We start from the raw sequence: 12,775 nt of genomic DNA, 5'->3' as shown, positions 1-12,775 counted from the left end.
GAACTTGCTGCTGCTCATCATGGCCTCCTTGCCTCAAAATTAGCGAAGAAGGCGTCCACGATACACGGGGCTATTCAGTGACACCAGTCTGACCGCTCACCCCCAGTAGCCGGTGAGGTGCGACACGACGATCTCGCGCTGGCTCAGATACTGGGAGGCGAAGGCCGCGACGATGAGCGAGGTGCCCGTGTCGCGGTGGCCTGAGGTATCGCGGGGCTGGCTGATGATCCTGTTTCTTGCGGCTGAAATCTGTAACGTGAACGCGGCCAAGTCTTTCTCGATCTAGCGTCGCAGCGGCAGGTCAGGCGCCCGTGCCGCTGCAATTTCTGGTTTTGAGTTCGATCAACGTGCTCGCTGTTCGTCAGAGAGTGGCTCAAGAACAGCGTTCCATCGAAGCAATTCAGCAATTAAAGAGTTCGAACTTTATCTCTTTAGGGTCACCACTGATCTCGCCAGCGCGTCGCGCGGTGGATTTTCCGACCAGCACCTCAGAACAGGTCAACTTGGCTCGTGTCGTTATGCCTGCGCCGCGCCCTTTGCGCTATGACTCTGATTTCTTGTGACTTTTCAGCGCGGCGATCCTCGCCATTCGTTAACTGAGCGGCACGACCGTTCCGCTGGCGCGGCAGAAGAGATGCATGCGCTCGGGGTCCGACGCGAGGGCAACCGTGTCGCCGGACCGCAAATCGGTCTGACCGGTGAGATACACCGCCACGCGGACGCCCTCGACCGTGCCGAAGAGATAGCTTTCCGAGCCCAGCTGCTCGACCTCCTCGACCTGCATGGCCAAGGCACCCCCGCCGTCAATGCGCAGATCGCCCGGGCGGAGGCCGAGCTCGAGCCTCTCCGGCGCGGCCTCGGGCGCCGAGACGCCCTCGATCCGCGCGCCCGAGGGCAGCTCGAGCGCGGTTCCGCATCGTGTCACGGGCAGGAAATTCATCGAGGGCGAGCCGATGAACCCGGCGACGAAGCGATTGGCGGGCTGGTTGAACAGCTCGAGGGGCGTGCCGAACTGTTCCAGCCTCCCGTCGCGCAGCACCGCGATCTTGTCAGCCATGGTCATCGCTTCCACCTGGTCGTGGGTCACGTAGATCATCGTGTTGCCGAGCCGCCGGTGCAGCTGCGCGATCTCGCGGCGCATCGAGACCCGCAGTTCGGCGTCGAGATTGGAAAGCGGCTCGTCGAAGAGGAAGATCCGCGGCTCGCGCACCACGGCGCGCCCGATGGCGACGCGCTGGCGCTGCCCGCCGGAGAGCTGCCCGGGACGCCGGTCGAGCAGAGGTTCGATCTGCAGCATCCGGGCGGCCTCGGTGACCCGCGCGTCGATCTCGCGGCGCGGCAGGCCGAGATTTTCGAGCCCGAAACTGAGGTTCTTGCGCGCGGACATGTGCGGATAGAGCGCGTAGCTCTGGAACACCATCGCCAGCCCGCGCTTGGCAGCGGGCAGATCGTTGACGACCTCTCCGTCGATCGCGCAGGTGCCCGAGGTGATCGCCTCCAGACCCGAGATCAGCCGCAGGAGCGTGGACTTGCCGCAGCCCGAGGGGCCGACGAACACGACGAATTCGCCCGAGCGGATCTCCAGATCGATGCCGTGGATCACCTCCGAGCCGTCGAAGCTCTTGCGGAGATCGGTGAGCACGAGACCCGCCATCACTTGAGCCCCGTATTGGCGATGCCCGCGGTGATGTGGCGCTGCAGGAAGACGAACACGAGGGTCGAGGGGATCAGGCTGAGCATGGTCATGGCGAGGCGATAATGCTCCTGGCTAAGATGCTGGCCCCGGAACTCCAGAAGGCAGAGCTGGATGGTATAGGCCTCCTTGGTGGTGGCGATGGCGACGAGCGGCAGGATCAGGTCGTTCCAGCGCCAGATCACCGACAGGATGCCCAGCGCGGCGAGTGCGGGCAGAGTCAGGGGAAGAACGATGCGCCAGTAGACCTTCCATTCCGAGGCGGCGTCCATACGCGCGGCCTCGAGCAGCTCGTCCGGAAGCGACAGCATGTATTGCCGCAGCATGAAGACGCCCGTCGGCGTCGCGGCACCGGGGATGATGACGCCCCAGATCGAGCCGGAAAGCCCCGTCGCGTGGATCGCCTTGAAGATGCCGACAAGAGTGATGGTCGGCGGCACCATGAGCGTGGCAAGGATCGCCAGGAAAAACAGCCAGTCGCCGCGAAAGCGGTACTTGGCCAATGCGAAAGCCGCCATCGAGTTGATCAGGAGCGTCAGCACGGTCGCGATCACGGTCACGAGGACCGAGTTGGTGATGCAGGTCGCGAAGTTCACGCTGACGCCGTAGGCGGTGCCGCTGAGCGGCTCGGAATAGTTCGACCAGGACGGGCTCAGGTAGCGGTCGGCGGTCAGGCTCTCGGTCGGCAGCCGCACCACGCCTTCGATGCGATTGTCGACATAGCGCGCGGGCGTCACCTCGGACCCCGGGCGGATGGCGGGCACGGCAAAACCGGTCGGCGCGCCCGTGTCAGGGTCCGGTGCGGTGACGCGGATCTGGCTTACGAGCCGAGGCGGAGCGAAGCCCGGAAGGCCCAGGAACTGCGACAGAAGCCTGCGCTCGTCCGGAGCAAGCGGTGCCAGCGCGGCGTCGAGATCCCGCGCCGCCTGTGCCTCGGGCCCCATGGTCGGGTAGCGCAGCAGCCAGTCGGGCAGCCCCTCCCGGTCGATCAGGGCCCGCGCATCGTCGCTCAGAAGTCCCAGATGGGCGCGCAGCGCGTCGCGTGTGTCCGCGTCGGTCCCGGCAAGAAGCGCCCACGGATCGTGCCTGGCGCGCTCCTCGTCGCTCAGTTCCGGCCAGTTCAGCGCCCAGTCGGGCAACCCGTCGATGATGAAGATCCGCTTGCCCTCGGGCGTCTCGACGCTGGCGCGGGCGACGCGCGCGTAGCTCATCGGCAGGAGCGAGAGGTTCTGCGCTTCGAGCTGGCCTTGGGTCTTGAGCGAGTTGAGCGCGAGCCAGGCCACCGGCCCCGCGATGATCAGAAGGCCGAAGAGCAGGTAGGCGTAGGTCAGCCAGTCGAGCCAGTTGGCCCGCCGTCCCCCGGCCTTGCGCGTCAGGAACGTCCAGGTGGTGCTCATGCCCGTTGCGCCCGGGACGAGAGCGCGATCTGCACAAGCGACAGCGCGATGAGCACGAGCGCCACCAGCAGTGACGCGGTTGCCGCGATCCCGAGCCCATGCGTCGTCGGCTGGCCGCGCAGGCCCGAGGTGTCAAAGATATAGGCCACGAGCGAGATCCAGCTGACCTGCATCGCGTAGAGCTCTTCGAAGGCCTGCACCGCCTTGATCAGCGACAGGACCGTGACGACGAGGAGCGTCGGCGCGAGAAGCGGCAGGGTGATGCGCGTCAACTGCCGCCAGGCCGGGGTGCCATCCATCTCCGCGGCCTCATAGACGTCGCGCGGGATCGCCTGAAGGCCGGCCAGGAGGATCAGCATGTAGAAGCCCAGATGGGCCCAGGTGAAGACGAAGACCGACCAGATCATGCTCCAGACCGGGTCGGTCAGCCATTGCACCGGCTCCTCGATCCAGCCCCAGGTCATCAGCGTCTGGCTCAGCGCGCCCTGCCGCTTGAGGATCAGCGTCCAGAGAAATCCCACGACCACCGGCGACAGCATGACCGGGTAGAAGAACACCGCCCGCCAGAGCGCCCGTCCCCGAAGCTCGCGGTTGAGCGCGAGCGCGGTCACCAGCGCCACCGCGATCATGATCGGGACCTGGAACAGCGCGAAGATCGTCGTGTCGCGCACGGCAGCGAGGAACTTGTCGTCTTCGCGATTGGCCGCGCCGGTGTCGATCTGCGTTTCCGCGAGCAAGCGGCGCAGATTGTCCGCACCGGCCCAGTCGCGCTCCGGGAAGAGGATCGACTGCCCCTCGGTGACCGAGAAGCCGAGATTGATGAAGAGCGACGCGAAGGTGAAGAGACCGAACACGATCATGTTCGGCAACAGGAAGAGATAGGGCAGACCGGTCGCCCCCGAGAGACGCTGCGCCAGCTCGAGCGGCCAGCCGAGCGCCGCGGCGACCCGCGCGCCCGGTGTGCCGGTCGGACGCAGCAGAAGGAAACCGATCACCAGGTAGAGGCCGGCCGCGAACGGCCAGCCTGTGCCTGCGAAGGCGGCGACAAGCGCCTCCTGCATCGCCCTGCCCCGCCGCGCGCGGCGTTACTCGGCGATCTTGGCCGCGACGTCGGCGTCGATCGCCTCGAGCGCGGCGTCGAGCGTGATCTCCCCGACGATGGCCTGGGTCAGGTAGTCCGGGATGACGCCGTAGATCACGAAGTTCTTGGGATATCCTTGGAAGGTGTAGGCCTGCGGCGTCGTCTCGGAGGCTTTCGCGGCATTGGCCGAGAACACCGCCAAGGCGGCGGCCACGCGCGGGCTCGCGTTGACATAGTCGATGCCCGCCGACTGCAGCGCGGCGTTGGCGGTGATGTTGTTGGTCTCGGCGGCGAAGCGCGCGGCGTTGTCCTCGCGCGCCATGAAGTCGATGAAGGCCGCGGCGGCTTCGGGGACGTCGGTGCTCTCGAACGCGACGAGCGCGGCACCGCCGGGCATCGCGCCACAGCCGCCGGGCCCACAGGGGGCCGGAACCGCCTGCCAGTCGAAATCCGTGATGGTCTGGTCGTAGTTGTTGATCATCCACGAGCCCGACTGGTGCATCGCCACGTTTCCCGCGACGAAAAGCGGCGCGGCGTTGCGATAGGCGGTGCCGGAGCCCGCGGGCCAGCCCTCGGCGGGCATCAGGCCGCTTTCGTGCCAGCCGAGGAAGGTCTCGGCGAAGCTCTGGAAGCCGTCATCGACAAGGATCGGCTCGCCCGCCTCGTCGAAGAACTGCGCGCCGTAGCTGAAGGCGATGCCCGCGATCCGGTGCGCGGTGCGGTCGACGGCGAGGCCGCCGGTGATGCCGGTCAGCTCCTGCACCTCGGCGAGCGCCGTCGCCCACTCGTCCCAGGTCGCGCCGTCGCCCGGCATCTCGACACCGGCATCCTCGAAGAGCGACACGTTGACGAAGGGACCGGTCACGGTGAGCTGGGTCATCCAGCCGTAGATGCCCTGATCCTCGCCGCCCGGCGCGCGAAACCAGGGCAAGGTCGACCCGTAGGCGGCCTCCCACGCGGCCCCGTCCACATAGGGCGCCAGATCGAGGTAATAGGCGTTCAACCCGCCGAGGTTCGTCACCCGCGCCACGTCGGGAGCGGCGTCGGTCTGAAGCTGGTTCTCGAGCTGGTCGCGGATCACGTCGTAGCCGACCGTGTCCATCGCCACGGTGTGGCCGGTCTCTTCCGTGAACGCGGGCAGCATCTCGGCGATGACCTCGCACTCGTTGCCGTCCTGATAGCACAGGAAACTGATCTCATCGGCCAGCGCTGGCCCGGCGCAGGCCACCACGGCGAGGCTGGCAATTTGCGCGGCGCGGATGGAACGGGTGCTGGTCATGGTCTCCTCCTCAATCCAGATCGGCACTTCGGCGCGGAGGAGACAAAACACAAAGCTCCCGCGCGCGGCTCACCCGCTATTATCCGGTCGCGCGGGATTTCCCCAGAGTCTCCGGGGAGAAATTTCGTCTAGGCGGTTTCGGTCGGCGTGACGGGCCGGTCAGGCGGAGAGACGCATGCGGTCCTTCTGGAGCACCGCCTCGATCTGGGTGCCGAGCGTCATCGGATCGAAGGGCTTCGGGATCACCGCCGAGGCGCCGTGTTCGAGGAAGCCCTCGACCTCGTCGCGCTGCACGCTGGCGGTCAGAAAGATCGCCGGAACCGAGCCGAGCCCGGGCAGCGCGCGGATGGCCTGCAGAACCTCGGGGCCGGACATGCCGGGCACCATGACGTCGAGAAGCAGGATGTCCGGCGCGAAGTCCGGCGCCGCGGCGATGGCCTCCGGCCCGCTCTGGCATTGGATCAGTTCGAACCGTCCCGCGACCATCAGCGAGAGATTGATGATATCGAGAAGGTCCTGATCGTCATCGAGATTGAGAACGCGGATCATGGCAGTCTCCTTTCATACCGCCCGACGGAAGGAGGAGGGGGCGGTCGTTTCGTTCAACGGCGGAGTACGTGGCAGGGTAATGGTGAAGGTGGCGCCCTCGCCCTCGACGCTGTCGAGAGTGACGGAGCCGCGTTGGCCTTCGGCGATGGCCTTCACAACGGCAAGGCCGAGGCCGGTGCTGCGCGCCTGATTGTCCTTGGCGCGGGCCGCCTGGGTGAAGCGCTCGAAGATGCGGGTCTGCATGTCGGTGGGAATGCCCGGACCGCTGTCGCGGACCCAAAGACGCATGGCGTGCTCTGTCTCTTCGACACCGATCGTGACCTCGCCGGCCTCCGGCGAGAATTTCGCGGCGTTGGACAGAAGGTTGTCCAGCATCTGCATGGTGCGGTCGTAATCGACCCAGACCTGGCCACCGGTCGATCCCTCCCGACGAAGCTTGACGCCGAACCGGTCCGCAAAGGCGGCATTCGCCTCGATCGCGTCGTTGATCAGCGCGTCGAGATCGACCGGCTCGATGGCAAATGACATCTGGCCCGAGGTGATCTTGTCGATGTCGAGAAGATCGCCGACGAGGCTGACAAGACGGTCGGCGCTGCGGTGGGCGATCTCGACCATGGAGCGCGCGCTGTCGGGCAGCTCGCCACCGGCACCGGCGAGAAGAAGGCCCATCGAGCCCTTCACGCTGGTCAGAGGCGTGCGCAGCTCGTGGCTGACCGTCGCGACGAAGGCGCGGCGATGCTCCTCGGACGAGACCTCGTTCGTCACGTCGCGCAGGACCACCAGCGCTTCCGGCGCGCGATCCTCGTCAGAGAGGCGCTGCAGGCGAAGGTCGAAGACCCTCCCCGCGCAGCGCATGCGTAGGGGAAGGACGTCTTCGGTGCCGTGCAACAGCGTCTGCAAGGTCTTGTCGAGAAGACCGGTATCGAGATGCTCCGACAGGTCGGAGAGCGTCACCCCGGTCCCGTCGCCCGCCCCGAGACCCATCCGGTCCTTGGCGCTCTGGTTGAGATAGCGCAGCGTCGAGGTGCCGAGATCGAGGATCATCACCTCGTCCGCCAGCTTGTCGAGCGCGGCGAAAAGCTCGCTGCGCTGCTCGGCGATCTTCGCGACGGTGGTGTCGGTCCGAACCGCGATCATGCCCGAGGCCTGCCCGTCCGCGTTGAGGCCCGGCAGCAAGGTGAGCGTGTTCCAGAGACGCTTTCCGTCCTTGGTCCGCAGGCGGTTTTCGCCCTGCCATGACTCGCCGACCTCCAGCATGCCGCGAAGCTTGCGGAACTCGCGCAGGTCCTCTTCGAAATAGAGCGTCCCCATGTCGCGGCCGATCAGCTCGCGTTCGGAATAGCCGGTCGCGTCGATGAACTTGGCGTTGGCGTAGATGATCCGCGCATCCGCGTCGGTCATGCTGACCATCGCGTGACGGTTCAACGCCTCGACCTCCTGCAGGATTTGCGCCGAACTCTTGGCGACCCCGCCGACGGCTCCGGGCGCGGAGCCCAGGAAGGACCAGCCCAGCGCGACGAGCGCGCCCGCGCCCGCGGCAAGCGCCGTCAGGACGATCCAGAGCTCGACATGCAGCCCGGCCGCCGAAGCGCCGCCGGCGGCGAGCCCGAGACCGGCGAGGCCAAGCAGCACGAACCGGCCTGCGAGCCTTGGGTCGATGCTGCGCGGGCTACCGCTGTCGATGATGGCAACAGGAAAACTCATGAACGTCACACCTATCCTGCTTTTTGAAAGTGTTGCGCCGCGCCAAGATCTGCTCGGCTCAGGCGACAGGTGAACCAGAACTCGGTCTGCCGGTCGTCGAGGCGGCGGTAACCGATGTCGCCGCCCATCCGCGTCACGAGCTCGGACGCGATGCTGAGGCCCAGACCCGTGCCGCCCTGCTCGCGCGTGTCGGAGCTGTCGGCCTGCGAGAACGGCTGGAAGAGCTTCGCCTCGAACGCCTCGGGGACGCCGGGACCGCAGTCGCGGACACTGACGCGCAGGGCACCATTGGAAAGCTCCGCGCCAAGTACGACCGTGCCCCCCTTGGGCGAGAACTTGCAGGCGTTGGAGACGAGGTTGGTCAGGACCTGAAGCGCCCGGCCCGGATCGATGCGCGCGGCGGCGTTGTCGGTCTCGTCCCGGATCGCGATCTCGACGCCCTTGCCCTCGGAATAGGGCGCAAGCGACTCGCGCACTTCGTGCAGGAGGTCGCGGATCGGGCAGTCGGTGAAGCGGAAATCCATCTTGCCGCTATGCACCTTCTCGAGATCGAGAATATCGTTCACCAGCACGGTCAGACGATCGACATTGCCATGCGCGATGCCGAGCAGGCGCTCTGCGTTGGACGGCAGGCCTTCGGCGCATTGCAGGATCGAGATCGCGCCCTTGATCGAGGTGAGCGGCGTCCGCAATTCGTGGCTGACCGAGGCGACGAATTCGCTCTTGATCTTCTGGACCTTCTTGATCTCGGTGATGTCCAGGAACTGGATGACGTAGATCCGCTCCTGGCTGCGCGAATCGAGCGCCGCGGTGGCTGCGATCACCGTCGAAGCGGGGTCACCCGCCACGCGCTCGACGGACAGCTCGCCACGGAACGTGCTGTCGGCCCGCTCGGAAAGCTTGGCGAGATTGGTCTCGAGCACTTCCCGATCCTCCTGGCGCAGGATGAGCCGCAATCCGTCGGGGCATTCCAGCCGCTCCCGCGCCTGCCCGGTCAGCGCACTGAGCGCCGGGTTGACCCGCAGCACCTTGAAATCGGCGTCGAGGATGACCTTGCCCACCGGCGCGTTCTCGAAGGACTGGCGGAACTGGTCCTCGCTCGCGCGCAGGGCAAGCTGCGCCAGACGAATCTCGGTGACATCGGTCTGGGTGCCGAGCAGGGACAGGGCCAGACCGTTTTCATCCCGACGCACGACATTGGCGCTGGAATGCATCCACCGCGTCCCGCGCCGACCGAGGAGCATCCGGAACTCGGTTTCCGAGCTCTCGGTTTCGCCCAGAATACAGGCGCGATCGTTTGCCAGCAGCGTCGGCAGATCCTCGGGGTGAATGCGCGAGAGGAAGAAGCTCTGCGCGTCGAATTCCGGGTCGTTCTTGTCGGCGTCCATCAGATCGAGCCAGGTGTCCGAGACGACCGACTTGCCCGACATGAGGTCGATCTCGAAGACGCCGATCTTCGACCCTTTCAGCGCCAGTTCGAGACGCTCTTCGGTCTCGGCGATGCGCTGCGTGCTTCGCTCCTGTTCGGTGACATCCTGGAGGATGACCGTCGTCCGCACGAGCCCTTCGGCGGTGCGCCAGTGCTTCACATGGACGTCGAGATAGGCGAAGGCGTCCGGCCCTTCGCCGAAGCAATGCCTCAGCCGCGTCGCGGTCGTCGTGGAAGCCGGAAGCGCCACCAGGTCGCGGAAAAAGCAGCCGGGTCTCCAGGCTTCACCGAGACGCAGAATTCGACGGCCTGCGGTGTTCATCCGGACCACGCGCCCCTGCCCGTCGAGAATGGCGATCCCGACAAAGGCGTTTTCGATGACCGATTCATTTTCCGACATCTTCGAGGCGAGATCGCTCGTGCTCTGCCGCACCCGACGTTCGACGAGCTGGGTCTGCCGCTGCATCTGCGACAGCACCATCCAGACGAGACCCGACAGGATGAGCCCCGCCGCGATCACCGGCAGGTAGAAGCGATCGCGGTGAATCGTCTCGAAGAGCGGCAGGCTGTAGATGCGGATCGTCCATTCGCGCCCGAACATGTCGAGGCGCCGCACGCTGGAATAGGCCGCATCGCTCGTCCCGGCATCGTTGCTGTCGAAGATCAGATTCTCTTCGTCGATCTCGCCGTCATAGACGGCGACGCCGAACACCTCGCCCTCGGCCGGCAGGAGGTTGCTGAGCGCCCGCGCGCCGACGAACGGGGCATAGGCGTAGCCGAGGAACGCCTCGCGCCGCTCCTCGACCGAGCCCGTGGAAGCGCCGAACCGGTAGACCGGCTCGAGGATCAGGAAGCCCGGGCGCTTCACATTGTCCTGCACCAGCGGAATCCGCGCCGTGATCCGTGTGTCGCCGGTATCGCGCGCTTCGAGCGCGGCGGTGCGGCGCCGCTCTTCGGTCGCGATGTCGAGACCGAGCGCGGGCAGGTTCTTCGCCTGCGGCTCGATGGCCCGGATGATCATGTGCGGCACACCCGGAGGCGGCAGCTCTTCGGCAAGGACCTTCGCCGCGTCGAGATCGAGCTCACGCAGGACCTGCGGCAGCTCTTCCGGCGTCAGGGGCGCGATGAACCCCAACCCGCTCAGACGCGACAGCGTGGTCTCGGGATCGAGCGCCTCGACATAGGAGCGGATGCGGTCGCGGCTCGACCCGTCGCCTGCGGCGATCATCGCCGACAACCCGTGGAGCGCGAGCGCATAGGAATGCATCCTGGCCTGCAGCACCTGCGTGCTGTCATCGGCGAGGTAGCTGAAGTCCGTCTGTGCGCGGCTGATCGCCGTCCGGTGCACGACGAGCGCTGCAAGCGACGTCAGCAAAAAGCACAGGACCAGAAGCCAGAACCGGACCGAGCCGGGATCGCGCCGGGCCGTCGCACGCATGCCCCGGGCGGCGCGGGCGAAGACGCCGCGCCGCGTCGCGAGCGAACGCCCAAGGCCCGGCCGAGGCTCGGCCGAGTGCAGGATGCTGTCAGTCACCGCCGATCCTGCAGGATCGGTCGGGCCAGCGCCACGAAATCGCAGATCGCCGCGACGGCCGCGGGCCAGTCCGAACCGCCGCCGCGGAGACAGCTGCGCACGCGGATCTCGCTCTGCCCCGCGCGATCGCCGAGCTCGGGCAAGCCGAGCGACCCGGCCGTGCCGGCGATGGTGTGGAGGATGGCGTGCGCCTCGCCCAGCGCGGCAGCGCGCTGATCGGGGTCCGGGCATTGCGCCGCGGCGTGATCGAGCGCGTGCAGACGTTCGTGCATCAGCGCGTCGAACCGGGCCCGGATGCGGGCAAGACCGTCATTCAGCGTTCCTGCACTCATTCCGCTGCAACCCCCTGGGACCAGAGATCCTCGATCCGCGCCTCGGCGGCGATGCTCGCCGCTTCCGCGCTCGCGGTCGCATGCACAATGGCGTCGTCGAGCGCCGCGGAGTTGCGTCCGATCAGACGCACCATTTCACCCGCGCTGATGCGCAGGACCAGCGGACAATCCGGCCCGTAGAACAGGTCCTGTTTCTGAAGGCACTCGTTGATCCAGTCGACAAGCTGCGCCCGCTCCGGGAAATTGCCGTCTTCGATCAGGCAGGCAAAGGTGCCGTTCCCGGCGTAGCTCAGGACGAACGCGCGGTCGCGCATGCAGTCCGAGATCGTTTCCGCGACATCGGCGATCAGCCCCTCGAAGGTGAAGGTGTCGCAATTGTTGTAGAACGCCTCGACCTTGCGGATGTTGAACGCCATCAGCAGCGAGCCGAAGAGGCTCTGGCGCGACAGCTGCTGGACGTAGTTCTCGAACGCGAAGAAGGCGATGCAGTTGTCGACATCGTAGATCGGGATAGGCGAGAGCAGACCGCCGAAGCCTCCGGCACCTTGCATGTCGGCTTGGCGCGACAGCTCCGTCTTGCGCAGCATCGCAGTCTTCAGGCGCCGACGCAGCTCGGCGACGTCGAAGGGTTTGGACACGTAATCGGTCGCACCGGCACGGAAGGCCGAGTCGATATACGGCTTCTCCGTCATCGCGGTCAGCATGATGATCGGCGTGGCACGGTAGTCCGGGATCCGCCGGATTTCCGCGCAGAGATCGATGCCGTTCATGACCGGCATCTGCACGTCGAGCAGAAAGCAGTCGATCGGACCCGTGTCCGGATCGTCGAGCAAATCAAGTGCTTCCGGACCGGACGTGGCGGTCAGGATGTCGTCGCCGCCGGCGCCGACGACGATTTCGGAGAGCAACTCGAGGATGATCGGATCATCATCTACGGCGAGGATGCGCAACTTTGGCCTCCCAGAAAAACAGTACAGTTCACAACTTATGAGAAATGTCGGCATCAATGTGGCACGGATCGCGTGATTTATGGTTCGCCGCTAACGATTTCTTAAACTCGCCTTTGCAGAAAATTGGAACGGCGAGCCCGGCGAGCATTGGCGGAAAATTAAGCCAAACCTTTGATTTAAAATGTTATTTCAGAACTCTTCCGATCATCCGCCGTGCTAGGGGTTTGCCCGCTGTGCGGCAATCCTAGCGTCGACGGCACAACCCATGGATTAATCGCGTGATATCCAAACTGTCGAAAACGTCAGGAGGGAAACGCAACCCAAAGGTGAGGCCTCTGCCCGACCGACGCCCCTCGGATCAGGGGGGCGGGCACCCCGGAGGTGCCGAAAGATCGCCCAAAACCGCCGCGCTGTCGGCACGATGCGCGCCGGTTCGGCGTTCCGCGTCGCTTTCGCTCAGGTCCAATCGGGGCGGGAGCCGACGCTCACCTGCCCCTGTGCTCGGGCCAAATCGGCCCGAGGTCGCTTCGGCCGTCAGCCGTTTTTCGCCTCGAGCGCATCGAGCCGCGCTTTCAGGGCGTCGTTTTCCTCGCGTGCCTTCTGCGCCATGGCGCGCACCGCGTCGAACTCTTCCCGGGTCACGAAATCGCGGTCGGCGAGCCAGCGGTCGATCATCGACTTCATGGCCGTCTCCGCCTCTTCCTTGGCGCCCTGAGCGACGCCCATGGCGTTGGTCATCAGCTGGCTAAGATCGTCGAAGACTTTGTTGCGGGTCTGCATGGTATACTCCGTCTGGCGTGCATCTTTATATGGTCCGGGGGGCGCGC

The 12,775-nt window shown here is 65.9% G+C and carries 12 protein-coding genes; 1 reads left to right on the top strand and 11 read right to left on the bottom strand.

Annotation, left to right across the window (positions count from 1 at the left end):
* Positions 1-96: 96 nt before the first annotated feature.
* Positions 97-270, bottom strand: coding sequence for a hypothetical protein (locus tag ACFQ4E_RS04730; RefSeq protein WP_386801787.1), 174 nt, complete (start codon positions 268-270; stop codon positions 97-99).
* 41 nt (positions 271-311) lie between these two features.
* Between ACFQ4E_RS04730 and ACFQ4E_RS04725 the strand changes: the two genes are divergently transcribed.
* Complete coding sequence (locus ACFQ4E_RS04725; protein WP_386801786.1) at positions 312-563, top strand: hypothetical protein; 252 nt, start codon at positions 312-314, stop codon at positions 561-563.
* Between the two features lie 29 nt (positions 564-592).
* Here ACFQ4E_RS04725 and ACFQ4E_RS04720 read toward each other — a convergent pair whose 3' ends face one another.
* The 10 genes from ACFQ4E_RS04720 to ACFQ4E_RS04675 form a co-directional block, all read right to left on the bottom strand.
* Positions 593-1,654: an ABC transporter ATP-binding protein gene (locus ACFQ4E_RS04720; RefSeq protein ID WP_386801785.1), complete on the bottom strand. Its 1,062-nt coding sequence runs from the start codon at positions 1,652-1,654 to the stop codon at positions 593-595.
* The gene (locus ACFQ4E_RS04715; protein WP_386801784.1) at positions 1,654-3,090 is read right to left on the bottom strand and encodes a carbohydrate ABC transporter permease; all 1,437 of its coding nucleotides are present in this window, start codon (positions 3,088-3,090) and stop codon (positions 1,654-1,656) included. Before ACFQ4E_RS04715 ends, ACFQ4E_RS04720 begins: the two co-directional genes overlap by 1 nt.
* Positions 3,087-4,151: a carbohydrate ABC transporter permease gene (locus ACFQ4E_RS04710; protein ID WP_386801783.1), complete on the bottom strand. Its 1,065-nt coding sequence runs from the start codon at positions 4,149-4,151 to the stop codon at positions 3,087-3,089. The genes ACFQ4E_RS04715 and ACFQ4E_RS04710 overlap by 4 nt, the downstream gene beginning before the upstream one ends.
* 24 nt (positions 4,152-4,175) lie before the next feature.
* A complete protein-coding gene (locus tag ACFQ4E_RS04705) occupies positions 4,176-5,450 on the bottom strand; it encodes an ABC transporter substrate-binding protein (protein ID WP_386801782.1) in 1,275 nt (424 codons plus the stop codon).
* Positions 5,451-5,609: 159 nt separating this feature from the next.
* Positions 5,610-5,999: a response regulator gene (locus tag ACFQ4E_RS04700; RefSeq protein WP_386801781.1), complete on the bottom strand. Its 390-nt coding sequence runs from the start codon at positions 5,997-5,999 to the stop codon at positions 5,610-5,612.
* 12 nt (positions 6,000-6,011) lie between these two features.
* A complete protein-coding gene (locus ACFQ4E_RS04695; RefSeq protein WP_386801780.1) occupies positions 6,012-7,703 on the bottom strand; it encodes an ATP-binding protein in 1,692 nt (563 codons plus the stop codon).
* 11 nt (positions 7,704-7,714) lie between these two features.
* Positions 7,715-10,666 (bottom strand): CHASE domain-containing protein, encoded by a 2,952-nt coding sequence (locus ACFQ4E_RS04690; protein WP_386801779.1) that lies wholly within the window; start codon positions 10,664-10,666, stop codon positions 7,715-7,717.
* Positions 10,663-10,998 carry an Hpt domain-containing protein gene (locus ACFQ4E_RS04685; RefSeq protein WP_386801778.1) on the bottom strand — a complete coding sequence of 112 codons (336 nt, stop codon included), beginning with the start codon at positions 10,996-10,998 and terminating at the stop codon, positions 10,663-10,665. The genes ACFQ4E_RS04690 and ACFQ4E_RS04685 overlap by 4 nt, the downstream gene beginning before the upstream one ends.
* On the bottom strand, positions 10,995-11,948 hold the full coding sequence (locus tag ACFQ4E_RS04680) for a response regulator (protein WP_386801777.1): 954 nt from the start codon (positions 11,946-11,948) through the stop codon (positions 10,995-10,997). Before ACFQ4E_RS04680 ends, ACFQ4E_RS04685 begins: the two co-directional genes overlap by 4 nt.
* A gap of 534 nt (positions 11,949-12,482) precedes the next feature.
* Positions 12,483-12,728, bottom strand: a complete 246-nt coding sequence (locus ACFQ4E_RS04675) for an accessory factor UbiK family protein (RefSeq protein ID WP_386801776.1) — start codon at positions 12,726-12,728, stop codon at positions 12,483-12,485.
* Between the last annotated feature and the right edge of the window lie 47 nt (positions 12,729-12,775).

The sequence above is a fragment of the Litorisediminicola beolgyonensis genome (genome assembly GCF_042679605.1).
Lineage (GTDB): Bacteria > Pseudomonadota > Alphaproteobacteria > Rhodobacterales > Rhodobacteraceae > Litorisediminicola > Litorisediminicola beolgyonensis.
The sequence above is the reverse complement of the archived record's forward strand: the minus strand, read 5'-3'. Positions and strand labels throughout refer to the sequence as shown.